General features: G+C 57.9%; 21 protein-coding genes. 14 read left to right on the forward strand and 7 right to left on the reverse strand.

The genetic code is table 11. From position 1 onward, the window contains the following. Positions 1-35 precede the first annotated feature (35 nt). Positions 36-1,157: a PepSY-associated TM helix domain-containing protein gene (locus AWB64_RS04925; RefSeq protein WP_075643237.1), complete on the reverse strand. Its 1,122-nt coding sequence runs from the start codon at positions 1,155-1,157 to the stop codon at positions 36-38. Between the two features lie 637 nt (positions 1,158-1,794). Here AWB64_RS04925 and AWB64_RS30765 point away from each other — a divergent pair. From AWB64_RS30765 to AWB64_RS04965, 5 genes are all read left to right on the forward strand, one after another. Further along, complete coding sequence (locus AWB64_RS30765; protein WP_075643238.1) at positions 1,795-3,120, forward strand: CRISPR-associated endonuclease Cas3''; 1,326 nt, start codon at positions 1,795-1,797, stop codon at positions 3,118-3,120. Positions 3,121-3,220: 100 nt separating this feature from the next. After that, positions 3,221-3,895, forward strand: a complete 675-nt coding sequence (cas5c, locus tag AWB64_RS04945; protein ID WP_060817498.1) for a type I-C CRISPR-associated protein Cas5c — start codon at positions 3,221-3,223, stop codon at positions 3,893-3,895. Next, positions 3,892-5,703 carry a type I-C CRISPR-associated protein Cas8c/Csd1 gene (cas8c, locus tag AWB64_RS04950; protein WP_060817499.1) on the forward strand — a complete coding sequence of 604 codons (1,812 nt, stop codon included), beginning with the start codon at positions 3,892-3,894 and terminating at the stop codon, positions 5,701-5,703. Before cas5c ends, cas8c begins: the two co-directional genes overlap by 4 nt. Further along, positions 5,703-6,575, forward strand: coding sequence for a type I-C CRISPR-associated protein Cas7/Csd2 (cas7c, locus tag AWB64_RS04955; protein WP_060817500.1), 873 nt, complete (start codon positions 5,703-5,705; stop codon positions 6,573-6,575). Before cas8c ends, cas7c begins: the two co-directional genes overlap by 1 nt. An 811-nt stretch (positions 6,576-7,386) precedes the next feature. After that, positions 7,387-8,142 carry a glycosyltransferase family 2 protein gene (locus AWB64_RS04965; RefSeq protein ID WP_060817502.1) on the forward strand — a complete coding sequence of 252 codons (756 nt, stop codon included), beginning with the start codon at positions 7,387-7,389 and terminating at the stop codon, positions 8,140-8,142. A 67-nt stretch (positions 8,143-8,209) separates the two neighbouring features. Here the strand turns inward: AWB64_RS04965 and AWB64_RS04970 are convergent, their stop codons facing one another. The 4 genes from AWB64_RS04970 to mgrA all read right to left on the reverse strand — a co-directional run bounded on the left by AWB64_RS04970 (position 8,210) and on the right by mgrA (position 13,725). Further along, positions 8,210-9,229, reverse strand: coding sequence for an XdhC family protein (locus tag AWB64_RS04970; protein WP_060817503.1), 1,020 nt, complete (start codon positions 9,227-9,229; stop codon positions 8,210-8,212). A gap of 430 nt (positions 9,230-9,659) precedes the next feature. After that, positions 9,660-11,057, reverse strand: coding sequence for a branched-chain amino acid transporter BcaP (bcaP, locus tag AWB64_RS04975; protein WP_060817504.1), 1,398 nt, complete (start codon positions 11,055-11,057; stop codon positions 9,660-9,662). Between the two features lie 369 nt (positions 11,058-11,426). Then, positions 11,427-12,197: a ferredoxin--NADP reductase gene (locus AWB64_RS04980; RefSeq protein ID WP_060817505.1), complete on the reverse strand. Its 771-nt coding sequence runs from the start codon at positions 12,195-12,197 to the stop codon at positions 11,427-11,429. Positions 12,198-12,681: 484 nt separating this feature from the next. After that, a complete protein-coding gene (mgrA, locus tag AWB64_RS04985) occupies positions 12,682-13,725 on the reverse strand; it encodes an L-glyceraldehyde 3-phosphate reductase (RefSeq protein WP_060817771.1) in 1,044 nt (347 codons plus the stop codon). A 262-nt stretch (positions 13,726-13,987) separates the two neighbouring features. On the opposite strand from mgrA, the gene AWB64_RS04990 reads away from it, so the two are divergent. Next, positions 13,988-14,824 (forward strand): mechanosensitive ion channel family protein, encoded by an 837-nt coding sequence (locus tag AWB64_RS04990; protein WP_063493157.1) that lies wholly within the window; start codon positions 13,988-13,990, stop codon positions 14,822-14,824. A gap of 74 nt (positions 14,825-14,898) precedes the next feature. Then, positions 14,899-15,105, forward strand: coding sequence for a DUF3185 family protein (locus AWB64_RS04995; protein WP_060817506.1), 207 nt, complete (start codon positions 14,899-14,901; stop codon positions 15,103-15,105). Between the two features lies 1 nt (position 15,106). On the opposite strand, the gene AWB64_RS05000 is transcribed toward AWB64_RS04995, so the two are convergent. Then, the gene (locus AWB64_RS05000) at positions 15,107-15,871 is read right to left on the reverse strand and encodes a phytanoyl-CoA dioxygenase family protein (protein ID WP_060817507.1); all 765 of its coding nucleotides are present in this window, start codon (positions 15,869-15,871) and stop codon (positions 15,107-15,109) included. An 825-nt stretch (positions 15,872-16,696) separates the two neighbouring features. Further along, positions 16,697-17,884, reverse strand: a complete 1,188-nt coding sequence (gene metK, locus AWB64_RS05005) for a methionine adenosyltransferase (protein WP_060817508.1) — start codon at positions 17,882-17,884, stop codon at positions 16,697-16,699. 289 nt (positions 17,885-18,173) lie between these two features. Between metK and AWB64_RS05010 the strand changes: the two genes are divergently transcribed. From AWB64_RS05010 to dksA, 7 genes are all read left to right on the forward strand, one after another. Further along, positions 18,174-19,058 carry a lipid A biosynthesis lauroyl acyltransferase gene (locus tag AWB64_RS05010; protein ID WP_060817509.1) on the forward strand — a complete coding sequence of 295 codons (885 nt, stop codon included), beginning with the start codon at positions 18,174-18,176 and terminating at the stop codon, positions 19,056-19,058. Positions 19,059-19,162: 104 nt separating this feature from the next. Then, the gene (gene dapF, locus AWB64_RS05015; RefSeq protein ID WP_060817772.1) at positions 19,163-20,047 is read left to right on the forward strand and encodes a diaminopimelate epimerase; all 885 of its coding nucleotides are present in this window, start codon (positions 19,163-19,165) and stop codon (positions 20,045-20,047) included. Positions 20,048-20,076: 29 nt separating this feature from the next. After that, positions 20,077-20,796, forward strand: a complete 720-nt coding sequence (locus AWB64_RS05020; protein WP_060817773.1) for a DUF484 family protein — start codon at positions 20,077-20,079, stop codon at positions 20,794-20,796. Position 20,797: 1 nt separating this feature from the next. After that, positions 20,798-21,718 (forward strand): tyrosine recombinase XerC, encoded by a 921-nt coding sequence (gene xerC, locus AWB64_RS05025; protein WP_060817510.1) that lies wholly within the window; start codon positions 20,798-20,800, stop codon positions 21,716-21,718. Positions 21,719-21,807: 89 nt separating this feature from the next. Next, entirely contained in the window at positions 21,808-23,013 is a 1,206-nt protein-coding gene (locus AWB64_RS05030; RefSeq protein WP_060817511.1) for a class I SAM-dependent rRNA methyltransferase, read from the forward strand. A gap of 174 nt (positions 23,014-23,187) precedes the next feature. After that, positions 23,188-24,270 carry a CobW family GTP-binding protein gene (locus AWB64_RS05035; protein WP_060817512.1) on the forward strand — a complete coding sequence of 361 codons (1,083 nt, stop codon included), beginning with the start codon at positions 23,188-23,190 and terminating at the stop codon, positions 24,268-24,270. A 752-nt stretch (positions 24,271-25,022) separates the two neighbouring features. After that, entirely contained in the window at positions 25,023-25,442 is a 420-nt protein-coding gene (dksA, locus tag AWB64_RS05040) for an RNA polymerase-binding protein DksA (protein ID WP_060817774.1), read from the forward strand. Positions 25,443-25,700: the final 258 nt, after the last annotated feature.

Genomic DNA, 25,700 nt, shown 5'->3' on the forward strand with positions numbered 1-25,700 from the left:
CTTCGTGCGGGGCTTTTTATTGTGGGCTGGTTTCGTCAAGCAGGCTGCGCTTTGTTTTTATTGCCTCGCGAAAGCCAGAGATACAGGCCGCTTCCCAAAACGATAATCGTCAGTACATCGAACGCTGCCCAGAATATTTTTAGTGGCATGCCGCCGAAATCGCCAAAGTGCAGTGGCTGGGAACCGAGCAGCAGTTTCAGATACCACGGCAATTCGCGTGAATCGGTGAGCGCGCCAGTTTCAGCATCGATAAGAACCGGGCGCAGCATTCGCGTCGTCAAAATGCCGTCGCCGCGCATGAACACGGTGTAATGGTGCGGACTGCTGAAGCGCGTGCCGGGGAACGCGACGAACGATGGGATCATCGATGGCGCTGTATTGCGCGCGGTGTGTATCGCTTCATCGATGGACGCCGTTGCCGCGACCGGCGGCTTGCCTTGATAGGGCGCCAGCATTTGCGCGAGTTGATCGTTGCGCCATGCGTCTAGCAGAAGATCGGCGAGCGTGTTGATGGAACCTGTAGCGCCGACGAGCAGCGCCCAGATCAGCGTCAACATGCCGAGCGCATTGTGGCCGTCGAGCCATGCAATGCGCCGCGATTTTTTCATGCGCACGCGGCCCAGCCCGACCTTCTTCCAGAACGGCAGATAGACCACCACGCCTGAGACGATCGCGGCGACGAATGTCATGCCCATCGCGCCGAGGAACAGCTTGCCGGGCAGGCCCGCGAACATATCGACGTGCAGTTTCAGCAGCACAAATTTCAGCGATCCCTTGCCGGGCGGCGCGCCTAACGCCTGAGCGGTGCGGCCATCGATGGTCGTGCTTTGGGTGTCGTCGGGCGGGGTATCGGCGCGCGGCGCGGTGACGATGACCGGCAGCATGGGTTCGTCCGGCTCCCAGATCATGTATTGCGGCACATGGCCGTGGTTTTTCGCCAGCGCGGATTTCAGGACGGAGTCGTAGCTTGCGCGCGCGTTTGCCTGGCTCGCGGGGAGTTCGGGGGCTTCGATGGCGTCGCCCAGAAGCACATCGAGTTCGTGGCCAAACACGAGCGGCAAGCCGGTGAGGCACAGCAACAGCATGAAGGCCGTGCACACGATACTCGTCCATCGATGGACGAACGACCAAGTGCGGAGGGACTTTGGGGAGAGCATGAGATCGAGTAAGGCTTTTGCGCGGTAATGTGGACTCAAATGAGAATCATTATTGTAACTGCAATTGGGCAGTGTTTCGGTTTGCTTAGCATTACTTCGGTCACATTGGGATGGGGTAACATCTGGCGCGGTCGCTGGGCAGGGTTGCCAAGGATGGTGTGAAGCCGATTGATCGGAAGTCCGTGGAAACGCGAACCGGTAGCGGCCAGATTTTTCCGGGGAGGTTCGCGGAAAGTAATGGATTTATAGCGGGGAAACAGGTGGTTGGATGGGATGGGGTCGCGCCTTCGCGGGCGCGCGGGTTGACGCTCTCGCACGTCGACTTCTTTCGATACGGCGGAGTCTCGTCGTTGCGGTCCAGTATGCAGAAACACGATGCCGCGCCACATATCGACGCGGTAAGAGGCCGCATCCACATTGATTCGCGGATACAACCTGCATCAAATTGAGATATCTCAAAATCTACGCCGGACGACCCGCGCCTCGACCACGCATACAAATTATTACCATTAAACCTAATTTTAAGATAGCGCTGATATTAAGCTGTTCTAAATGCTGACTTAACACCGGAAACGTCAATCCAACCCGCTCGTTTCCAATAAATAAAGCCCGCCAACTATTCGAGAGGCCAGCGCCCGTGACACAGGTCTTCCACGCACACTCGACGTCGAATCCTGACGAAGGCGACTGGCAAACACGTCCGGATCATCCCAACGCGGTGGGCAAACTCGCGGGCCAATCGGCCAGACATTTTGGCGCAGCCGATCTTGCGGAAACCGCTGGAAAACTCCACGATCTCGGCAAATACACGGATGCGTACCAACAGCGGATCCGAGGCGGTCCACGCGTCGACCATGCAACTTGGGGAGCAAAAGTCGCGTGCGAGAGGTATGGCGCGTTAGGGCGGATGTTGGCCTACGGCATCGCCGGCCACCACGCAGGAATGGCAAATGGATGCAACCCCGGAACACGTACCCCGCTCGACGGCCGGCTGGCTGCAGACCTTCCCTTGCTGTTCAACGACTATATGAAAGACCTGACGTTGCCAGCAGCAGCAAAGGAGATGGAGCCAACCGCGTGGCGGCCAAACAAGGAACGTCCGCAATTCCAGCTTTCCTTGCTAACCCGAATGATCTTCTCGTGCGTTGTTGACGGCGATTATCTCGATACCGACCGCTTCTATTCCAGAATCGAAAACCGGCCATTCAATCGCGATACTCCAAAGCCCACGCTTATCGAATTGCGTGCGAAGCTGGATACTTATTTAAGCGCATTCAAGGTCGTCAATCCCATCGACGCAACTCGCGCCCAAATCCTCACGCACGCCCGATCGCATGCAAACGATCGCATTGGCATGTTTTCGCTGACGGTCCCAACGGGCGGCGGAAAGATGTTGACGTCGCTGGCGTTCGCACTCGATCGCGCTATCGCACACGGTCTCGACCGCGTCATCTTCGTGATTCCGTTCACAAGTGTCGTTGAGCAAAACGCCGCTGTGTTCAAGAAAGCCTTCGGCAACCTCGGCGATGCTGCCGTGCTGGAGCATCACAGCGCCTTCGTTCCAACGCCTGGCAATGATGCCGAGGCTGCGGCGATGTTACGCGTCGTAATGGACAATTGGGATGCGCCGGTAATCGTCACGACATCGGTGCGACGGAATTGCGGGTTTCAAATTCGATCTTATCGATCAACTGTTTCAAATGATCGACAGCATACAAATGCCGGTGATCATTCCCGCCGACGCCGAATGCAAAGCCTTGCTGAAAGACCTCGAACACACGGAAAACTGTGGCGGCATAGCGCGCAAGCTTCAGCCGTATCTCATTCAGATTCCGCATGGAGCGTACAGCGCGCTTGCCAAGAGCGGCGCCATACAGCCAGTTGTCGAATACAAATATGGCACGCAGTTCATGCAATTGATCACCATGGATATGTACAGCGACCGTTTTGGTTTTCGGCTTGACGGCTCAATGCTGCTTGATCCAAACAGCCTCATTCAATAACCCGGTTTCCAATCTGTAGCCTCAGGCAACGACACACAGCTTTATATAAAGGAGACAACCGTGGCATACGGAATCCGCTTGTTGGTAGAAGGCGAAAGGGCGTTGTTTACGCGCCCGGAGATGAAAGTCGAACGCGTGTCCTACGACGTCATCACGCCGTCGGCAGCACGAGGTATTGTGGAGGCAATTCACTGGAAGCCGGCCATTCGCTGGGTCATTGATCGAATCCGCGTGCTTAACGAAATTCGCTTCGAAACCATACGTCGCAATGAAGTAGCCAGCAAGATTCCGGCATCGAACGCGCGTTCGGCCATGAAAAAGGACACTTTGGACGGCCTCGTCAATTATGTCGATGTAGACCGCCAACAACGCGCCGCGTCCATTCTTAAGAATGTGGCCTATGTAATTGAAGCGCATTTCGTGCTCACCAATAAAGCAGAAGAAGGTGATTCAATAGGTAAGCACCTCGATATCTTTAATCGACGAGCGCGCAAAGGCCAGTGTTTCCACATGCCCAGTTTCGGCGTGCGTGAATTCCCGGCGAATTTCCGGTTACTTGAAGACGACGAGCAGACGCACTCGCCACATGAATCGTTGATCGCGGAAAAAGATCTCGGCTGGATGCTGCACGACATTGATTTCGATAACGCCATGACACCGCATTTTTTCCGCGCGTCTATAAAAGATGGCTGGATTGAAATTCCGGCGCTCCCGTTCGCCGAGCGTGCGGCATGATTATCAAATCACTTGCTGAATATTACGAACGGCTCGCGGCACAGGGCAAGGTCCCGGCCTTTGGTTTGACACAGGAGAAGATCGGCTATTCGATTCTCTTGGACCATGATGGCAAGGTTCGGGACATCGTCAATCTAAGCGATCCAACAGAAAAGAAATCGAAGTGGCTGATGCTGACAGTTCCGGCATCTTTCAAGCGCTCGGGTACCGCACCGCCACCGTTCTTCTTGTGGGACAAATCGGCGTTTGTGCTCGGCGTCGAGCAAAAAAAAGATTCCGACGTACCCTCAGTGAATGCCCGGTCGCATGGTGCGTTCAAGGCGCTTCATCTGGAGCGTCTCGCCAATGCCACTGATGCGGGCCTCGTTGCGTTACGCAAGTTCGTGGAGGAATGGGTTCCCGAACAATGGCAGCAGTGTGAGGCTCTCGTCAAACATGGCTCGGTCATATTTAGCGCGAACATCGTGTTTCGGCTCGACGGTGAACAGCAGTACATCCACGAGCGTGCCGCCGCGCAGGAATTGATCAAGCGATACAGCGCAACAGATGACTCGCCGCTCGGCCTGTGTCTGGTGAGTGGTGAGACGCAACCCATAGCGCGGCTTCATCCGGCTATCAAGGGTGTTTGGGGCGCGCAGTCGGCTGGCGCGTCAATTGTATCGTTCAATCTCGACGCTTTCGATTCATATGGCAAAGATCGTGGCGCGAACGCGCCTGTATCCGTGCACGCTGCTTTTGCCTATACAACCGTATTGAATTACTTGTTGATGCGTGATCCGCGTCATCGTCAATGCGTGCAGATCGGCGATGCAAGTGTCGTTTTCTGGGCCGAAGCCAAAGATCAGCAGCAACAGGACGTTGCCGAAAACCTTTTCTTTAGTGCGCTGGAACCGCCGCCAAGTGATTCCGCCGAAGCTTCGAAACTTTTGCAGGCTCTTGACGCGGTTGCGGCGGGACGCGCCATGCATTACCTCAATGTGGATCTGGATCCCGCGACCAAAATATTTGTGCTCGGCTTGTCACCGAATGCCTCACGGCTTTCAGTGCGCTACTGGTTCACCGAGGGCCTCGGCAAATTCGCACAACGACTCGCGCAGCACTACGGCGACCTTGCCATAGAGCCGTTGCCGTGGAAAACGCCTCCCGCTGCCTGGCGTTTGCTGGCATCGATCGCTGCGCAGGAAAAAACTGAAAACGTGCAGCCAGTGCTCGCGGGTTCATTGATGCGTTCGGTACTAAGTGGAGAACGCTATCCGCGCACGTTGTTAAGCGCGGCGATCATGCGCATGCGAGCCGACCACGATATTTCCGGGTTGCGCGTTGCATTGTGCAAAGCCGTTTTAACCCGGGATCAGCGTCTCGATGACAAGAATCACCATCAGGAGGTATCTGTGAGTCTAGATAGAAATGTCACCACGCCGGGCTATTTACTCGGGCGGCTTTTCGCGGTACTGGAAAGCATTCAGGAGGCTGCATTGCACTCGGTCAACGCAAGCATCAAGGATCGATATTACGGTTCAGCTTCAGCCATGCCTGCAGGCGTCTTTCCTCTTTTAATGCGAGGTGCTCAGAATCACCTGTCGAAGGCGCTGAAAGATCCCAAGAGCAAAGGACTTGCGGTATCGCTGGAAAAAGAAGCGCAGCAGATTATCGAGGGATTGAGCTCTGAACTTCCGAAGACGCTCCGGCTAGAAGATCAGGGGCGCTTCGCTATTGGTTATTACCACCAGCGCAATGAGCGCTTCCGGTCAAAAGCGGACAAGAACGAAACCCGGAACAAGTTGGACGAAACATTGGAGACAATTTAATGACCATTATTGCAAACCGCTACGAATTCGTTTATCTGTTCGACATCACCAACGGCAACCCAAACGGCGATCCCGATGCGGGTAATCTTCCGCGTCTTGATCCTGAGACCAATCTGGGACTGGTTACTGATGTCTGCCTGAAACGGAAGATCCGGAATTACGTTACGCTGGAAAAAGATAACAAGCCGGGCCACGCTATTTACATGCAAGAGAAGGCGGTTCTGAATCTGCAGAATAAACTCGGATACGAAGCGCTTAACCTGACTCCAGCGGACAAGAAGTTACCCAAGGATCCCAAAGACGCCGAAGCGCTGACCAAATGGATGTGCACGAATTTCTTCGACATCCGCGCGTTTGGTGCAGTCATGAGCACCGGCGTGAATTGCGGGCAGGTCCGCGGTCCGATCCAGTTAGCCTTTGCCAAGTCCATCGAACCGGTCATGCCAATGGAGGTTTCCATTACGCGCATGTGTGTGACGAACGAGAAGGATGCGGAAAACTCGGACCGCACCATGGGCCGCAAGCATATTCTCCCTTACGGTTTATATCGGGCGCATGGATTCATATCGGCGAAACTCGCGGAGCGCACAGGTTTCACCGAGGACGATCTCGAACTCGTGTGGCGTTCGTTGACCAATATGTTTGAGCACGACCGCTCTGCTGCACGCGGTGAAATGGCTGCGCGCAAGCTTATCGTTTTCAAGCACGAAAGCGCATTGGGCAATGCGCCGGCGCATATGCTTTTCGATGCAGTGAAGGTAGACCGAGTGACAGAAGGCTCTGAACTTCCGGCGCGACGTTTCGCCGATTACACCGTGTCTATCGATAAAACGAAGGTTGCGAATGGTGTAGAAGTTATCGATCGAATTTGATCCGATGACAAGCGCGCCCTTCTCCGGTGGTTTTACTTTGTTGGGAATAGTCGGGAGCGCAGGATCGAACACGTTGGCGCGAAAGAGTCCGTGGATTTTTAATGCGCCTTTGATTGGTTGATTGGTCGGTGTTTGGTCGGATACTTGAGCGGCTGCGAACCTGAGGTGACCGGGGTTTTGCGGCGAGGTTTGCACAAGTCAAATGGCGTTGATTTTGTTCGGAATCCTTCTAATTGTGGCGGGAAGTTTGGAGATCGCAAGAGATTGGTTTATCGACAGACGATGGTTCGCGGAATCGCAGAATTTTAGGTAGATAAATCAGGACGTCGAGTGAGGTGTGGTCGCGCTCTTCGTAAGCGCGCGGGTTGAAACTAATGGGTGAAAACTCAATTCTTTGCGCTACAACGTCGCGCCTTTGCGGGCGTGCGGGTTGAAACATCGTGTCGAACAGTTTCACGCCTTGCGGGATGTGGTCGCGCCCGTTGCGGGCGCACGGATTGAAACAACTTGGAACGCTGCCGCGCTGTTGGGCAATTCATTTCGCGCTCCTCGCGGGCGCGTGGGTTGAAACCCTTCAAAAATGACAAAGATGTTGCGGACCTTGTCGCGCCCTTCGTGGGGGCGCGAATTGAAAACATCATGACGCCTGGCAATATCGAGCCTAATCACTGTTCTCACTTGGCCCAGCGCCATGTACCATTACATTCGTCGCCAATCCGTCATTGCCTCAAAAATAGCTTTAACAATCCTAACTATATCGCCAATTTATTATCGAGCGCGAAATGAACCACCATAAAGACTGACAGATCTCATGCCTTCCCACCACGTCCTAATCTGCCTTCCTACTTACGGTGAAGAAGTTCACATCAACTTCGCTTTCTCATTGCTCGACCTGACGCGGGCATTAACCGATTCCGGATCGACTTACGAAACATTGCACGTAGCGTCGTCGCAGATCATTCGAGCACGGAACTTCTTTGCCAATTATTTCCTGAATCATCCGAATTTCACGCATCTGCTATTCCTCGATACAGACATGAAGTTCCCGGCTTCATCTGTCCTGAGACTGCTGGCCGCGGACAAAGCGATCGCAGGCGTTGCCTATCCTTTCCGGAGAATGAATCTAGAGGGAACAATATCGGCAGACGATATTGGCCTGAGCATGAGCGACTGGCTTCAAAAGCACGCGGACTACACTGTCAGTCCACTCACGGACAAGGACGGAAGCGTGAGTTTCACAAATGGATTCATTGAAGCCGAACACGTTGGGACGGGTGTTTTTCTTGCGCAACGTGAGGCGTTCGAGGCAACGATACCGTTCACCGAATGCTTCGCGCCTCCGCAACAATACGCATCGATGATTGCAAATAATAAGTTCTACGGATTTTTCGAGACGGTCGAAGAGAAAGGGGTTTATCAGGGAGAAGATATCTCGTTCTGCAGGCGAGCCCGTCAGGCCGGGCTATCGGTTTGGGCGCTCATCGACTCCACCGTCGTTCATTACGGTATGTCGGAAGTTTCAGGACAATGGCTACAGGCCATGAAACTTCGCGGCAATATTGCTTGAATGCTTATTCGCCGCGCTTAAAGCAGTCCGGCCAATTTAAAGCGCGGTAATATCCCAACATCCAATCTCAGATTCCGCAAATCTCTCCGGTTCCTTCAAGTTCCCGCGCCGCCTTCGCGCCTTCAACCTGCAAGATCGTTGGTAAAGAAACGCCGTTTTTCGCGGCCGTCACTTCCGCAAGAATCGATACCGCGATCTCAGGCGGCGTTCTGCTGCCAATATAAATCCCGACAGGACCATGAAGGCGCGATAACTCGGCATCGGAGAGATCGAATTCTTTCAGGCGCTCGCGACGCGCCGCATTGTTTTTCCGCGATCCCAATGCGCCGACATAAAACGCCGGCGTCTTCAACGCTTCCATCAACGCGAGATCATCGAGTTTCGGATCGTGCGTCAATGCAATGACGGCGCAACGCTCATCCAGTTTCATTTCCATCACGGTATCGTCGGGCATGGTACGCACGATTTTCGTGCCGGGCACATCCCACTCGTCCGTGTACTCCTCGCGCGGATCGCAAACTGTCACGTGATAATCCAGTCCGACCGCGATGCTGCACAAATATCGCGACAACTGCCCCGCGCCGATCACCAGCATTCGATACCGCGGCCCGTGAATAGTCGAAAGCGTGGTTTCTTCGAAGGTAACACCGTCTGTTTCCTCTGCCGGCTCCAGTTTGACGGCGCCCGTATTCATATCGAGCGTGCGCGTCACCAGTTTTCCGGCGAGCACCGCATCGCACAATTGCGCGATGCCGCTTTCCATCGACAACGGTTCCAGCACAAGCTGGATGGTTCCACCGCAAGGCAGTCCGAATCGATGCGCTTCTTCCGCCGAGATGCCGTACTTCACGCTTTCGGGCTTCGTCTGCTCAATACCGCGCTGCCTCACGCGCTCGATCAAGTCGTCTTCAATACAGCCGCCCGACACCGATCCCATCACCGCCCCGTCATCGCGCACGGCGAGCATCGCGCCCTCGGGCCGGGGCGACGAGCCCCACGTCTTCACCACCGTCACCAGCAATACGCGATGCCCGCGTTCGAGCCATCGCGCACTGTTTCTCAGGACTTCGAGATCCACGCTGTCCATGATTTCTTCCCCTTCTTCTCTTCACCTTCACCGCCGGCCGCCGTTTGTTCGAGCTCGCCGGCAGCTTCGTCATTCTGAGCCAGTCACGCGCTGAACCGCTTGAAAACTCACCCGGGATTCTCCTCGCCGCGCGATGTCTCGGGGTGATTTCCGGTCGCCATCACATGATAGAAGTAGAGCATAGCGCTGGAATATGCGCTCGTCGGACCAGAAATCACTAGCGAGAAGCCGCGAAGGGGCCGGTGTTACAACTTTCCGGTAATTTCCGATCCTCGGTCATCGCCCGAACGCACGGTTCCGAAGGCTCTGGCGCGCAGGTCAGCCCACGTGCGGTGCTATGCCGTTTGAGTTCACTGCGGTGAGCGGCATAAAACCGCCGCCACGCTGGCCAGCAGCAAGACTACGGATATGAATTTTCATCGCGCGACGTTCACTCCGTCCCAAGTCCCAGTTTCGAATGCTTACGCGAATATCCAAAGTAGATCGCCAGGCCGATCGCGAGCCACGTCACAAACGCGACCCACGTTACGGCCTTCAAATTCAGCATCAGGAACAGGCATGCCGCCACGGCGAGAACTGGCACGACCGGCACGCCCGGGCACCGGAACGCACGCGGCAAATCCGGATGCGTGCGGCGCAGGACCAGCACGGCGATCGATACCATCGAAAATGCGGCCAGCGTGCCGATATTGATCAGTTCCGCCAGCACATTCAGCGGCACGAGCGCACCGATCAGGCCGAAGAAAATGCCCACGAGCCACGTCGTGAAAAACGGCGTTCCGAACTTCGCATGCACCGTCGACAATCGCTTTGGCAGCAAACCGTCGCGCGACATTGCGTAAATGATGCGGGTCTGGCCGTAGCTCATGACCAGGATCACGGTCAACATGCCAAGCACCGCGCCCAGATCGATGAAACCCGCCACCCACCGTTGTCCCGCGACCTGCAGCGCGTAAGAAACCGGATGCGAGATGCTGGCGAACTGCGCCGCCGGCACAATGCCCGTTACGACTGCCGCGACCGCCACATAAAGCACGGCGCACACCGCCAACGAAGAGATGATGCCGATCGGCAAATCGCGTTTCGGATTCTTAACCTCTTCAGCCGCCGACGACACCGAGTCGAAGCCGATAAACGCAAAGAACATCACGGCGGCCGCGCCAAACACGCCGTCCCATCCGTTTGGCATGAACGGATGCCAGTTCGCCGGCGTCACATGAAACACGCCAACGCCGATCACCATCAGCACGACCGCGACCTTGATCGCGACCATGATGTTGTTCACGCGCGCCGATTCCTTGATCCCAATCGACAACAGCGCTGTGATCACCATCATCACCAGGAACGCGGGCAGGTTGAACAGGGTGAACTGCCCGGGGACGGCGCCGGGCGCGGCGCTCAGAATGACCGGCAGCGAAATGCCAAAGCCCGATAACAGCGACTGCAGATAACCCGACCAGCCAACGGACACCGCCGAAGTCGCCAGTCCGTATTCCAGCATCAAATCCCAGCCAATGACCCAAGCGGCCAACTCGCCAAGCGTGGCGTAGGAATACGTGTAAATGGATCCGGCCACAGGAATTGTCGATGAAAACTCCGCGTATGCGAGCGCCGCGAGTCCGCACGCAATCGCCGCGAGGATGAACGACACCATCAGCGCCGGCCCCGCTTGAACCGCGCCGGTTCCGGTCAGCACAAAAATCCCCGTGCCAATGATCGCGCCCACGCCGAGGAATGTCAGGTCGAGCGCGCCGAGCGTCTTTTTTAATCCGGCGCGTTGCGCGCCGGCGAGCATGTGCTCGATGCTTTTCTTACGGAACAGGGACATGAACAGAAAACTCCTAAATCTCGGGCGCAGGCAGGCGCAAAAACAATTGGAAAACCGGAGATTTTATCGGAGCGCGGAGAATTCGCGTTGCAAAACGTTGCGAACAATGGATTTTTGACTTCTTTTTGGCAGCGTGCTTGGAGTCGAAATTTATAAAAATTGCGCAAATTTATATAAATTAAACCAATTTAACTTTTGTAATTTGAATCGATGGCAAAAGCCGCTTTTGGAGGCATTTCGCCGCAACGGTGAGTTGCGTATTGCGCCAAGTTCCCGCGCGCAGTCAATGAAGCGAATTGACGCCGTCAAACGAAAAAACCGAAGCGCGAGGCTTCGGTTTTGTTTTCCCTGCACACGCCAACCGCGACTTCAGCCGACGAAAGCCTTCTCCACCACGTAATGTCCCGGATGATTGTTGCTGCCTTCCTGGAAGCCCATTTCATCGAGGATTTGACGCGTGTCGCGCAGCATGTGCGGGCTGCCGCAAAGCATGACGCGATCGTTTTCGACCGAAAATGGCGCCACGTCCAGATCTGCGAACAACTTCTTGGTTTCGATCAGATCCGTGATCCGGCCACGGTTCGCGAATTCTTCGCGCGTCACCGTCGGGTAATAGACCAGCTTTTCCTGGATCAACTCGCCCAGATGCTCGTGTGCCGGAAGGTGCTCGGTGATGAAATCCTTGTACGCGAGTTCATCGACGAAACGGCAAGTGTGCGTGAGAACGATCTTGTCGAAGCGATCGTAGACGTCCGGGTCCTTGATGATCGACATGAACGGCGCGAGGCCCGTACCCGTTGAAAGGAGCCACAGCGTCTTGCCCGGCAACAGATTGTCCGCGACAAGCGTGCCTGTCGGCTTCTTGCCGATCAGAACCGGATCGCCCACCTTCAGGTGCTGCAGACGCGATGTCAGCGGGCCATCCTGCACCTTGATGCTGAGGAATTCGAGATGCTCTTCGTAGTTGGCGCTCGCGAGGCTGTAAGCGCGCAACAGCGGCTTGCCTTCGACTTCGAGACCCACCATGGTGAACTGGCCGTTTTCGAAACGGAACGCGGCGTCGCGCGTGCAGGTGAAGCTGAACAGCGTGTCGGTCCAGTGATGGACGCTCAGAACGGTTTGAGGATTAAGGTTGCTCATGGCTTCATGGATAGTGCGGAATCAGGGCGGCGCAGTAGTGCGTGCCGGCGGCCGTTCGGACAACTGGGCGCAATTGCGACGACAACACCGGAAAGGCGCAACGAAAGCAATGCTGCGGGTGGCCGGACGTGCACACGCAAAATTCCGGCGGCACGCGCCAACCGGGCCTGTAACTGCAAAGGCCCGCGCGCCCGGAGCGAATGTTCCGCATTCCCCGCTGCCGCACGCGTAATCTGCTATTTTACCGCACACGGGAACCAAGGGTTCGAGAGCGGATATCAAGACGTTTGGAGCCGCATGATAGCAACTGGATGCGCCGGGCAAGGCAAAAGCCCTGCTGCCATCAGGCTGCCGGCGTCGTTCGAAGACGCCAGGGACGCGCCAGCAGACGGGCAGGTTGCCCAAGCGTCGGGGCTGGCGTTATGGCGAGAAAAAGCCGCGCTGAGTTGCCGCGGCTTCGTGGGCGGTTACGTCCCCAGGCGCGTCAAACGCGCTGATCCGTCGATGGTTTTTCCCACAAGTTGATGCCGCCTTCTGTCGCGTGCTGATCGATTTCCGCGAGTTCTTCCTTCGTGAACTCCAGGTTCTTCAACGCGCCGACGTTTTCCGTCACCTGTTCCGGACGGCTCGCGCCGATCAGCACCGAAGTCACGCGGCCACCGCGCAGCGCCCACGCCAGCGCCATTTGCGCGAGGCTTTGACCGCGCCGCTGCGCGAGGTCATTGAGCTTTCTCACATGCTCGATGTTCTGCGCGCTCAAATGCTCCTGTTTCAGCGATCCGCCGCCCGGCTTGTTCACGCGCGCGTCCGCGGGAACGCCGTTCAGGTACTTGCCCGTCAGCAGCCCTTGCGCCAGCGGCGTGAAAGCAATGCTGCCGGCGCCGATGTTGTCGAGCGTATCGAGCAGCTCTTCCTCGATCCACCGGTTCAGCATGTTGTACGACGGCTGATGAATCAGGAGTGGCACCTTGTGCTCGGCCAGCAATCTCGCCATCTCACGCGTCTTCGCCGGCGAATACGACGAAATCCCCACATACAGCGCCTTGCCCGAATGGACGGCGGTCGCGAGTGCGCCGGCGGTTTCTTCAAGCGGCGTGTCGGCATCGAAACGATGCGAATAGAAAATATCCACGTAGTCCAGCCCCATGCGCTGCAGGCTCTGATCCAGCGACGCCAGCACATATTTGCGCGAGCCGCCGCCCTGACCGTACGGGCCCGGCCACATGTCCCAGCCCGCCTTCGACGAAATCAGCAATTCATCGCGATACGGCTTGAAATCGTCCTTGAATAAACGCCCGAAATTGGTCTCGGCGCTGCCGTACGGCGGCCCGTAGTTGTTCGCCAGATCGAAGTGCGTGATGCCGAGATCGAACGCCGTGCGCAGGATGTCGCGCTGCGTGGAAATCGGCGTGGTGTCGCCGAAGTTGTGCCAAAGACCCAGCGACAACGCCGGCAACTTCAGCCCGCTTTTGCCGCAGGTGCGGTAAGCCATCTGCGAATAGCGCTCAGAAGCTGCTTCGTAAGCCATGACGTAATCCTCGAATCGATGATGTGGGAAAGGGTTTTGCAAGCACAAACGAGAAACGATCGCGCGGCGCGTCAGCGGGATCATGTCGTCTGACATGCGCCGGGTCTGCCATGTTATCGAATCGTGGGAACTCGTGTTGGCCTTGACCTGAAAGACGCCAAGGCTATCCCGATATTCGGAACCCTGGCCGCATGGCTAACGCGGGGAACGATTTACCTGCCGCTTGAGCCCAACCCTCTTCACTAAAACAAGGAGAGGTTTCATGGACCCGCTCGACAAACTACGCCCCGTCTACAACTTCCTGATGACCGCGGGCGTGTCGTATGGCGTCGACTTGCTGATGGCCATACTGATATTGCTGGTCGGCTGGTGGATTTCGAACCGCGTTGCCAACGCGGTCAAGCGCGCGCTCGGGCGCACCAACGCCGACGCCACGTTCACGCCCGTGATGGCGAGTCTCGTGCAATGGTCTATCCGCGTCGTCGCGATTGTCGCGGCCCTGGGTAAATTCGGGGTCGCCGCGGCCAGCATCCTGACCGTGCTCGGCGCGGCCGGACTGGCGATCGGCCTGGCGCTGCAGGGCACATTGCAGAACATCGCGGCCGGATTGATGCTGTTGCTGCTGCGGCCTTTCAAGGTAGGCGATTACATTGAAGGCGTCGGTGCGACGGCGGGAACGGTCAATGAGATCGGCCTGTTCACCACGCGCCTGACCAAAAGCGACGGCGTCATCATGTTCGTACCGAACAGCACGATCTGGGCGAATCCGGTCACAAACTTCACCTCGAACGACCGCAGGCGCGTGGTGCTGAACGTGGTCATTCCGGAAGATCAGAACATTGAGGAATCGCTGGCTTCACTGAACCGGATCGTCGCAACCGACCCACGAATCATCAACGACGAAAAGACGAAACCGTGGATTGCCGTCTCCGAATACACCGATACCGGCGTGAAACTGAACGTCGGCGTATGGACGAGCCGGGCCGACTATGCCAACGTGCAAGCCGACTTGTTGCGCCAGATCAAGCCGGGGATCAAGCCAGCAGAATCGCCAGCCGATGCGCCAGCCGGCATATCGCCCGGCGCTGCGCCGGCCTGATCATGTTTGCCACGGCGCTGGACGCATCCGGCGAGGTTCAATAAGCTTCCGGTCCAGACATTGACGAGACTCTTATGACCAAGGCGATTTCCATTGCGCTGCTCGTGGGCGGCGTTGTGCTGCTGTATTTTGGCGGCCAGTCGTTCCACTCGCTAAGCAACGACGTGTCGCGCTTCTTCACCGGATCGCCCACGAACAAGACCATCTGGCTGATCGCCGGCGGCATGGTCGCCATGCTTGCCGGGCTTATCGGCCTCGCGATTCCGGGCAAGCGCCGCTAAGCTAGATCAGCGGCACGTCTTCCTTCGATGCCGAACGCGTTCCCGGCAACGGCAGGTTGCTCGCGCCGCGATAGGTGTAGACGAGCGAGAATTTCACGGCATCGGTGAGATTCTTGCCGGCGGAATGCAGCGTGTTGCAGTGGAAAAACACCACGTCGCCAGCGTTCAGTTTCGGCGATACCGCGCTGTGGATCAGCGCCGCGTTCTCGGGCAGGTCGGAGCGGAAGAACTTGGCGCTGTCAAAGCGATCCGACGTAAACGGCAGCTTGTGCGACATCGGCACGAACCACAAGCCGCCGTTCTCCACGGTTTCCTGACCTAGCGCGACCCACGCCGAAACCAGATCGTCCCGCTCGAAATTCCAGTACCTGACATCGCGATGCCAGCCAGTCAGGCTGCCGTATGCGGGATGTTTCGTCATGACGCAGTTGTGGTGCGCGCGCGAAAGCGTCGGCGTCTCGCCGAAATAGATTTCCATCCAGCCGCGCACGTCGGGCGAGGTCGCCCAGTTTGCAAACAACGGATCGCGGCTGTACGCGTCGAGCAGCCTGCGCACGGTATGGCCGCCCGGCGCGTCTTTCGAATTCGGTGCGCCGGGATATTGCAGGTCGGCTTCGAACTCTACCGGTGCCACCGCTTGCGCCAGTTGCAACCGCGCGGCTTCGCGCATGGCTTCGCAACGCTCGGGCGTGACAAGCCCAGGCACCACGACATAACCGTTTTCCCGCAACTCGCGGACTTGCTCCAACTTCGATTGATTCGGCATATCGGCTCACAGGGGAATACACTTTGCCGGCTGGCCGCCGTTTAAACAGACAGCGAGGAACCGGCAAATTAGGGCGAATACGCCGATTGTAAATCGCCACGGCAAGTCCAGCGTGGCGCAACGCGCCGCCCACCGATCATTTAGCCCTGCGGGAAAGTGCCGACTTCCGGCAGTAACAATTCTTCGATAACCTGCCGTGCATTGAGAGAGCACATCGAAAACCGCTTTCGATGAAAATCTATTAAATAAGTGCGCGATTCAACTCAGCAACTTTTCTTGTGTTCAATTGCTCGAACTGTTGAACGCTTTTTTTGATACGACTACTGTCGGGTATCGCCTTGGCAAACCCGAGTATGTGAGACCCATGAATATCCGTTTCGCCAATCGTCTTACGCGTGCTGCTGTTCGCGCGGCACGCCCCGCAGGACGCCGAGTCGTTCGCGCCTTGCGCCACCATTCGGCGCGTACCCAATTACTTGCAGGACGGTTTGAAAATTCCCATCCAGTCGATGGTATCCGTTCCTGGTTTCATGGTTTCTTTTCAAATCTTCGATTAAGGGCTGCATCGCGACAATCAGCGCTTAAAGCTTTATTGCGAAAGCGAGTGCAATTACGCGCACCGGTTTCAAAACCTAAACCAGTGCCTGGCGCAATAAATATGTCAAGCCGCCGGCCGCGCAGGCTTTCCGCCAGCGCCGGGTGGTTTGCATTTGCCGCACGTTGATCGTTTCTGGAATCGAAAAAGTAAGACGCGCTTAAACCAAAGTAAAAAAAGCCCGCCGGAACGCTGCAGCGTTCCGGCGGGCTTTTTTATGCAACGATTTCTTAGGCCGTTTCCGTCACCGGTTCCGTACCGGCAGCTTCTGCCAGCAACAGCGCCTTGTCGGTCGCTTCCCACGTGAATTCCGGTTCTTCGCGGCCGAAGTGACCGTATGCCGCCGATTTTTCGTAGATCGGACGCAGCAGGTCGAGCATCTGGATGATGCCCTTCGGACGCAGATCGAAATGCTCGAGCACGAGTTCCTGGATCTTGGCATCCGACACGCGGCCCGTGCCGAACGTGTTCACCATGACGGACGTCGGTCGAGCGACGCCAATGGCGTACGACACCTGGATCAGGCATCGCGAAGCCAGGCCAGCCGCGACAATATTCTTCGCGACATAACGTCCCGCATACGCAGCCGAACGGTCGACCTTCGACGGATCCTTGCCCGAGAATGCGCCGCCGCCGTGAGGCGCTGCGCCGCCGTATGTATCGACAATGATCTTGCGCCCCGTCAAGCCGCAATCGCCTTGCGGACCGCCGATCACGAAACGTCCGGTCGGATTCACCAGGAACTTGATGTCGCCCTTGATCAACTCGGCCGGCAGCACAGGCTTGATGATCTCTTCGATCACCGCTTCGCGCAGCGCCTTCAATTCAATATCCGGCGAATGCTGGGTGGAGAGCACGACTGTATCGATGCTGTGCGCCTTGCCATCCACATACCGCACGGTGACTTGCGACTTCGCGTCCGGACGCAGCCAGTCCAGGCGGCCGTCGCGACGCAGATTCGCTTGACGCTCCACCAGACGATGCGACAGATGAATAGGCAGCGGCATCAATTCGGGCGTTTCGTCGCATGCGTAGCCGAACATCAGGCCCTGGTCGCCTGCGCCCTGGTCGAGGTTGTCGTCGTGCGCGGCATCGACACCCTGCGCGATATCCCGCGACTGTTTGTCATAGGCCACGAGCACCGCGCAACCGCGATAGTCGATGCCGTAATCCGTGTTGTCGTAACCAATACGCTTGATTGTGTCACGCGCGACCTGGATGTAGTCGACGTTCGCTTGCGTGGTGATTTCGCCCGCGAGCACCACCAGCCCGGTGTTGCAAAGCGTTTCGGCCGCGACGCGCGAGTACTTGTCCTGCGCCAGGATGGCGTCGAGGATGGCGTCCGAAATCTGGTCGGCTACCTTGTCGGGATGGCCTTCAGAGACGGACTCAGATGTAAAGAAGTAATTGTTTGACACGCTTCAGACTCCAGTTAGGTACGGGTTAGCTCACGTAGCCGACTTCGTTTGGAGTCTGAAGCGGCGACGCTTTAGCGGAAAACATGGTCCGAAACGCACCGTCAAGCACGTTCCGGCTTCGCCCCGCAAGTTGTCCATTAACTCGGCGAAGGTTTTATTATAGCGGCTTCTCTAATTTGTCACAGGCCGACCGTTTGCTGCCAATCAAGATAAACCCTCATCCACGCAATGTCCGGAACGCTTCCCGGTACGGTGAAAGATTCGTCCTCACGACTCTCGGGAGCGTCGCATGGCAGGTCGCATAGGGGTCGCGCTCGCGGTCGGTTTGCTGAAGCTGCTGGCGCTCATTCCGTACGGTATCACCGCGCGTTTCGGCGACGCACTCGGCTGGCTGCTTTATCAGATTCCGAGCCATCGGAAACGGATCGTGCACATCAATCTGACGCTGTGCTTCCCGGAATGGACGCCCGAACGCCGCGAAGAAGTCGCGCAAAAACATTTCAGGCACGCGATCCGCAGTTATGTGGAGCGCAGCGTGCAATGGTTCGGCTCGGCCGAAAAGCTCGCGAAGCTGATCCAGGTGGAAAGCGAAGTCGATCTGCTCGACCCCGACATGCCACCGACCTTGCTGCTCGGTTTTCACTTTGTCGCCATTGAAGCGGCGTCCGTCTGGATCAACCACGAACTGCACCGGACCTGCGGATCGCTGTATCAACCGATGTCCAACAAGATGCTCGACGACGTGGCGAAGAAACAGCGTGGTCGTTTCGATGCCGAAATGGCAAGCCGCGCCGACAGCGCCCGGATCGTGCTGCGCTGGTTGCGTGATCGCAAGCCCGTGATGCTCGGCGCCGATATGGACTACGGCATGCGCAACTCGACCTTCGTGCCGTTCTTCGGCGTGCAGGCCTGCACGCTTACCGCCGTTGGCCGACTGGCCAAGACCGGCCACGCGCAGATCATGCCGTTCGTGGGCGAAGTACTGCCGAACTACAAGGGTTACAAGCTCAAGGTGTTCAAGCCGTGGGACAACTACCCGACCGGCGACGACGATGCGGACGCGCGCCGAATGAACGCGTTCCTGGAAGAACAGGTACGCCTCATGCCCGAGCAGTACTACTGGGTGCACAAGCGCTTCAAAACGCGGCCACCGGGCGAACCCGGCTTTTACTGACGATTCAGTATCGAGGAAACGGCCCGTGATTGCTGCATGAATCCGGGCCCATCCCCCATTCGGCCTAGTGTATGCGTATCCTTCGCGTCACTTACAATAGCGACATGAAACTCGAATTCACGAAAATGCACGGCGCGGGCAACGACTTTGTCGTGCTCGACGGCTACTCCAAACCGCTCTCATTGAGCGCGGCGCAAGTGCGCGCGCTCGCGGACCGGCACTTCGGCGTGGGCGCGGACCAGTTGCTGCTGGTTGAGAAGCCGGACATCGACGGTGTGGATTTCAAGTACCGCATTTTTAATTGCGATGGCGGCGAGGTCGAACATTGCGGCAACGGCGCTCGCTGTTTTGTGAAGTTTGTTCGCGACCGCAAGCTTACAAGCAAGATGAGCGTGCGCGTCCAGGTGCAGCAAGGTGTGATCGTGTTGACCATGCAGGAAAACGGCGACGTGGTGGTGGACATGGGACGTCCCGAGTTCGAACCCGCGCGGGTGCCGTTCAATGCTGAAGGACTGGAAGGCCGCACCGAAGGCGCCGATACGCTTTGGCCGCTCGACGTGCAAAACGAAACACGCTGGATTTCTGCCGTTTCGATGGGTAACCCCCACGCTGTGCAGGTCGTTGCAGACGTAGAGACTGCGCCGGTACTGACTGAAGGCGCTTTGATCGAACATCACGCGCGTTTTCCGAATCGTGTGAACGCTGGCTTCATGCAGATCGTGGACCGGGGAGCCGTAAAGTTGCGAGTCTTCGAGCGTGGTGCGGGCGAAACGCTTGCTTGCGGTACAGGCGCTTGTGCGGCCGTTGCAGCGGGCATCCGCCGCGGTCTGCTCGATTCGCCGGTGCGGGTCCAGACACGCGGCGGCATGCTGACCATCACCTGGGACGGCGCGCGCAATCCGGACGCTGCGCTTTTCATGGCCGGCCCGGCCACCACCGTATTTCAAGGCGAGATCGAGCTTCATTCCGACCTTGCCACAGCCGACTGACCGCCAGGAACCCGATGTTGCCCGATACCATGACCGAACGAGAAGTCGCTGACTATTTGCTGGCCAATCCAGATTTCTTCGCGGCCCACGCTGAACTGCTGGGAACCATCAGGCTATCCAATCCGCACGGCAAGTCGGCCGTGTCGCTGCAGGAACGGCAGATGGAAATGCTGCGCGACAAAAACAAGCAGATGGAGCGCCGGCTCGCCGAATTGCTGCGCTACGGACACGAGAACGACAGCATTGCGGCGAAATTTCATCGGTGGACAATCCGCGTCATGTCCGAACGCGATCCGCACGCCCTGCCAAAGACCATTCCCGCGGGCCTCTGTGAAATCTTCGAAGTTCCGCAGGCGGCGCTGCGCGTGTGGGACGTAGCGGAACCGTACGCGCAAGCCGAGTTCGCAAGGACGACAAGCGAAGAAGTGCGCGCCTTTACCAGCGGCCTGACAACGCCGTACTGTGGCGCGAACACCGGCTTCGAAGCCGCGCAGTGGTTGACCTCGGCGAGTTCGGCGTCGGTGGCTTCGGCTACCACGGACGGCGTTGTCGATACCGCGAACACAACCGAGTCCATCGCGTTGATTGCGTTGCGCGATCCGTCGGCCGGCCCGGAGGCGCCCGCGTTCGGCCTGCTGGTGATGGGTTCGCCCGACCCTCGCCGTTTCCACGAAGGCATGGCCACGGACTTCCTGTCGCAGATCGGCACGCTTGGCAGCGCCGCCCTTAGCCGCTTGCTGCCCCACTGACATGATCGCCGATCCGGTAGCCGCCTATCTGTCGATGCTCGAACATGAGCGGCGGTTATCGGAACACACGCTGCGCGGCTATACGCACGAACTCGACGAGCTGAAGAAGCTCGCCAACGGCCGTGCACTGGAATCCCTCACCGCAACGGATATGCGCAGCGCCGTCGCCCGCGCTCACGGCGGCGGACTGTCGGCACGCTCGATTGCGCACCGGTTATCGGCTTGGCGGGCGTTTTACCGATGGTTCGCCGAGCGCGTGGAAATGCCGGCAAACCCCGTTGCCACGGTGCGAGCGCCAAAACGCGCGAAGAGCTTGCCCAAGGCGCTTTCCGTCGACGACGCCAACGCCCTAATGGAAGCGCCTCAGGCGGATACGCCCGAGGCATTGCGCGATCACGCCATACTCGAACTGTTTTATTCGTCCGGTCTGCGTCTTGCCGAACTGGTCGGGCTCGACGTTCATTTCGTGCAATCTGAAGGGTATTCGTCGGCGGGCTGGCTCGACCTGGCGAGCGCCGAAGTGAATGTGCTCGGCAAGGGCAACCGCCGACGCTCCGTGCCGGTCGGCAGCAAGGCGGTCACCGCATTGCGCGCGTGGATCGAGGTGCGCGGGCAGTTTGTGAAGCTCGACCCGCATGCGCTGTTTTTGTCGGTGCGCGGCAACAGGATGACGCCGAACGTGGTGCGCGACCGCGTGAAGCGCATGGCCTTGCTCGCCGGCGTGCCTTCGAACGTGCATCCCCACGTGCTGCGGCACTCGTTCGCCACTCACGTCTTGCAATCCAGCGGCGATCTGCGCGCCGTGCAGGAACTGCTCGGCCACGCAAGCATCACGGCGACGCAGGTTTATACGTCTCTCGACTTTCAGCATCTGGCGCGCGTCTACGACCAGGCCCATCCTCGCGCTAAAAAGCGAGACTAACGCAACGCTGCCCGCTCGCCTGCACAAGTGGCCAGATACATCAAAGCGTGGCTGCTCCCTACCCGTCAGCGCGTTCACAAGAAGGTCGAATGAACACCATTACGCTGAAACCGGCGAAAGACAAGTCGCTCGCGCGCCGCCATCCGTGGATTTACGCGAATGCCATAGAGCATGTGGAGGGCAAGCCCGCAGCCGGCGCGACCGTGCTGATCCGTTCGCACGAGGGCCGGTTCCTGGCTCGCGGGTCGTACAGTCCTGTGTCACAGATACGCGCGCGCGTCTGGAGTTTCGACGAAACGGAGCCCATCGATCACGCCTTTTTCAAGCGGCGCGTCCAGCGGGCGATCGCCCATCGTCAAACGATGGTGCGCGGCACCGGCGCCACCCGGCTGATTTTCGGCGAGGCGGACGGGCTGCCGGGGTTGATTGTCGACTACTACATTGCCGACGATGAAACCCGGCGCGGCCAGTTGGTCTGCCAGTTCATGGCGACCGGCGTGGAAATGTGGAAGGAAGCGATCGTACAGGCACTGGTTGGCGCAACGGGTTGCCCGAACGCATACGAACGCTCCGATGTCTCCATTCGACAAAAGGAAGGTCTCGAGCCCATTACCGGCGTGCTGGCCGGCGATTCTCCGCCGGAGGCGCTCATGATCGCGAACGAGGGCGGCGTCCGTTATCACATCGACGTGGAACGCGGCCATAAAACGGGCTTCTATATCGACCAACGCGACAACCGCGCGCTCGTCCGGGAATATGCCGCCGAGCGCGACGTCCTCAACTGCTTTTGCTACACGGGCGGTTTTTCGCTCGCCGCATTGAAAGGCGGGGCAAAGCGCGTCGTCTCGATAGATTCTTCCGGCGACGCGCTCGCCCTCGCGCAGCTTAATGTCACAGCGAACGGGTTCGACCCGGCGCTCGCCGAATGGCTGGACGCCGATGCCTTCAAGACCTTGCGTCGATTGAATGAGGAAGGCCAGCGCTTCGACCTGATCGTGCTTGATCCGCCCAAGTTCGCGCCATCGCGAGAGCATGTGGACCGGGCCGCGCGCGCTTACAAAGACGTCAACCTGACCGGGTTCAAGCTGTTGCGCCCGGGCGGCCTGCTGTTCACGTATTCGTGCTCGGGCGCAATCGACGCCAATTTGTTCCAGAAGATCGTGGCGGGCGCCGCCGCCGATGCGAAGGTCGACGCGCGCATTCTGAAGCGCCTCGGCGCGGGCGTCGATCACCCGCTTTTGACCGCGTTTCCCGAAGGGGAATACCTGAAAGGCCTATTGTTGCAAATCGCTTGAGCAGCCATAGTTGATAGCTCAGACAATCCGATAAAAAGCACCCTCTTGACAAGTATGTTTCAATAATTGGCTGACTGCGTGTTTTCGAGGCCGGTTCCGTGTCCCCGGACATCCCGCGCCGGCAAGAAACACGCTGCACGAACAACCTTTGACTCCAGAGAACAGGCGACCATCATGATTCCCGTTACCATCCTGACCGGCTTTCTGGGCAGCGGCAAAACCACCCTGCTCAAGCGCATCCTGAATGACCAGCACGGCATGAAGATCGCCGTGATCGAAAACGAGTTTGGCGAAGAAAACATCGACAACGAGATCCTTGTCCAGGAAACGAACGAGCAGATCATCCAGATGAGCAACGGCTGCATCTGCTGCACCATTCGCGGCGATCTGGCGCGCGCTTTGGAAGATCTCGCCGAGCGCAAGAAGGCTGGCACACTGAATTTCGACCGCGTGGTGATCGAGACAACGGGTCTCGCGAATCCGGGTCCGGTCGCGCAGACGTTCTTCATGGACAACACCATCGCCGACGAATTCCTGCTCGACGCCATCATCACACTGGTCGACGCCAAGCACGCCAACCATCAGCTCGACGAACACGAAGTCGTGCAGCGCCAGGTGGGTTTCGCTGACCGCCTGTTCATCACGAAGTCGGATCTCGTCGATGCCACCGCGCTCGAGGCACTCAAGCATCGGCTCGTGCACATGAACCCGCGCGCGGCCATCAAGGTGGTGAATTTCGGCGACGCGGATATCAAGGAAATCTTCGATTTGCGCGGCTTCAACCTGAATTCGAAGCTGGAAATCGATCCGGATTTCCTCGCGGAGGACGACCATGACCATGATCACGGTCACGACCATGCTCATGACGACGACCACGATCACGCAACCTGCGGCCACGACCACAGCCATGATCACGAGCACGGCCACGGGCACACGAACCACCACCACGCGCATCACGACGACAAGATCAAGTCGTTCGTATTTCGCAGTGACCGCGCGTTCGACCCGAACCGGCTCGAGGATTTTCTCGGCGGCATCCTGCAGATCTACGGCGAACGCCTGCTGCGTTACAAGGGCGTGCTCTATATGAAGGGCGTCGATCGCAAGGTCGTCTTCCAGGGCGTGCATCAGATGATGGGCAGTGACCTCGCCGCAAAATGGCAACCCATCGAAAAGAAGAACAGCAAGATGGTGTTTATCGGTATCGAATTGCCGCAGGATCTGATTATCGACGGGCTGACCGCCTGTCTGGTTTAATCCGCGTCAGTCCGGTCTGATTTGACATCGGCGCGAAGCCCTCATCCGGCTTTGCGCATTTTTTACAGATTCAATTCCGAAAACGCACGTTTTTGGCACCTTTCTCGCTATTTCTCGCCCGCAGCGCACCCAATTCACCGCATCGACGCGGCTAAAATCGCTGCGCCTCGGCAGCCACACCTGCGGCCGGCGATTTTTGGCGATGTCCTCGTTGCAATATGTGCTCGCAGCCATCAAGAACCATCGCTTTTTAAACGTCGCCGCGTTATATTTTTGAGATAACGAACGAATCGCCGGAGTGTTTTGCGCGAGCGTAGTGCGCGATTGCGATTCAGTTACAATACAGCCCCCACTGGCCCGGCCGGGGAAACGGTCCAGCATCGGATGTCAAGGGTTTGCCCGCACAAGGCTCACCCAGGCGCACGAAAGTGCCTCCGCTGACTGCACAAGCCGACGGCGATTTGACACGGCCAACCACCTGGCGCCCGGGCAAAAAGGTGGAAGTGCACAGTAGGTGTTGTTCCGAACATCGGACGGCGGGCGATTCGCTTGAAAATCAGTCCCAAGGGAATTGGCCGCAAGGTGCGTTTTGCACCGCAGAAGGTGCAGGCTTTTGGCCTGAGAGGTGACTGGAGTAGTTGTTGGCGAGTATCGCCGGAACCCGGGGAAATCCCGACAACGGCGGCGGCGAGCGCGGCGAGCGACCGCGAAGATGGCGAACGACATCGCCCCACATTGAAGAAGCAAGCCAGATGACGACGAATCGATTGTTGACCGAAGACGAAATCCTGAAGATGAGCGACAAGGATTACATGAACGACGATCAACTCGCGTTCTTCAGGGTCCGACTGGAGCAGTTGCAGGCCGATATTCTCAAGAATGCGGGCCAGACGACGGAAAACCTGCGGGAAACCGTCATTGTCCCGGACCCGGCGGATCGCGCGACGATCGAGGAAGAGCACGCCCTCGAACTGCGTACCCGCGACCGCGAGCGCAAGCTGCTGAAGAAAGTACAGCAGTCGCTGGCGCGCATCGAGTCCGGCGACTACGGCTGGTGCGAGGAAACCGGCGAACCCATCGGCATTCCGCGCCTGATCGCGCGGCCGACAGCAACGCTCTCGCTCGAAGCCCAGGAACGACGCGAATTGCGCCAGAAGTTATTCGGCGACTGAGACGCGAGGCCGGCGCGCGCTGCGGCTTCGACCGCGGCGGGAAACATGTCGGCTGTGAGAGTCGACTGGAAACGCCGACCGCAAGTTGCATCACGCTACCTGGAAGGTGGATAAAAGGCACACGAAAATCGTGTGCCTTTTTGTTTTGTCGCGCGCTTTCTGAGCGCGGCGACGCTTGTTTCGTAAGACATTCCGTTTGTCCAAAGCCATTGAACGCAAGATGCCGTCGGGCACCGCTTGATAATTCCTCCTGCGCCC

Source organism: Caballeronia sordidicola, assembly GCF_001544455.2.
Classification (GTDB): domain Bacteria; phylum Pseudomonadota; class Gammaproteobacteria; order Burkholderiales; family Burkholderiaceae; genus Caballeronia; species Caballeronia sordidicola.

What these genes read in the sequence shown, in the direction of transcription:
- dksA (WP_060817774.1), top strand. Translation starts at nt 25,023, where the DNA reads ATGACGACGAATCGATTGTTGACCGAAGACGAAATCCTGAAGATGAGC.
- AWB64_RS04990 (WP_063493157.1), top strand. Translation starts at nt 13,988, where the DNA reads ATGGACCCGCTCGACAAACTACGCCCCGTCTACAACTTCCTGATGACC.
- AWB64_RS04980 (WP_060817505.1), bottom strand. Translation starts at nt 12,197, where the DNA reads ATGAGCAACCTTAATCCTCAAACCGTTCTGAGCGTCCATCACTGGACC.
- mgrA (WP_060817771.1), bottom strand. Translation starts at nt 13,725, where the DNA reads ATGGCTTACGAAGCAGCTTCTGAGCGCTATTCGCAGATGGCTTACCGC.
- bcaP (WP_060817504.1), bottom strand. Translation starts at nt 11,057, where the DNA reads ATGTCCCTGTTCCGTAAGAAAAGCATCGAGCACATGCTCGCCGGCGCG.
- dapF (WP_060817772.1), top strand. Translation starts at nt 19,163, where the DNA reads ATGAAACTCGAATTCACGAAAATGCACGGCGCGGGCAACGACTTTGTC.
- AWB64_RS05020 (WP_060817773.1), top strand. Translation starts at nt 20,077, where the DNA reads ATGACCGAACGAGAAGTCGCTGACTATTTGCTGGCCAATCCAGATTTC.
- AWB64_RS04970 (WP_060817503.1), bottom strand. Translation starts at nt 9,229, where the DNA reads ATGGACAGCGTGGATCTCGAAGTCCTGAGAAACAGTGCGCGATGGCTC.
- AWB64_RS05035 (WP_060817512.1), top strand. Translation starts at nt 23,188, where the DNA reads ATGATTCCCGTTACCATCCTGACCGGCTTTCTGGGCAGCGGCAAAACC.
- AWB64_RS05010 (WP_060817509.1), top strand. Translation starts at nt 18,174, where the DNA reads ATGGCAGGTCGCATAGGGGTCGCGCTCGCGGTCGGTTTGCTGAAGCTG.
- xerC (WP_060817510.1), top strand. Translation starts at nt 20,798, where the DNA reads ATGATCGCCGATCCGGTAGCCGCCTATCTGTCGATGCTCGAACATGAG.
- AWB64_RS04925 (WP_075643237.1), bottom strand. Translation starts at nt 1,157, where the DNA reads ATGCTCTCCCCAAAGTCCCTCCGCACTTGGTCGTTCGTCCATCGATGG.
- AWB64_RS05000 (WP_060817507.1), bottom strand. Translation starts at nt 15,871, where the DNA reads ATGCCGAATCAATCGAAGTTGGAGCAAGTCCGCGAGTTGCGGGAAAAC.
- AWB64_RS04965 (WP_060817502.1), top strand. Translation starts at nt 7,387, where the DNA reads ATGCCTTCCCACCACGTCCTAATCTGCCTTCCTACTTACGGTGAAGAA.
- cas7c (WP_060817500.1), top strand. Translation starts at nt 5,703, where the DNA reads ATGACCATTATTGCAAACCGCTACGAATTCGTTTATCTGTTCGACATC.
- cas8c (WP_060817499.1), top strand. Translation starts at nt 3,892, where the DNA reads ATGATTATCAAATCACTTGCTGAATATTACGAACGGCTCGCGGCACAG.
- AWB64_RS05030 (WP_060817511.1), top strand. Translation starts at nt 21,808, where the DNA reads ATGAACACCATTACGCTGAAACCGGCGAAAGACAAGTCGCTCGCGCGC.
- AWB64_RS04995 (WP_060817506.1), top strand. Translation starts at nt 14,899, where the DNA reads ATGACCAAGGCGATTTCCATTGCGCTGCTCGTGGGCGGCGTTGTGCTG.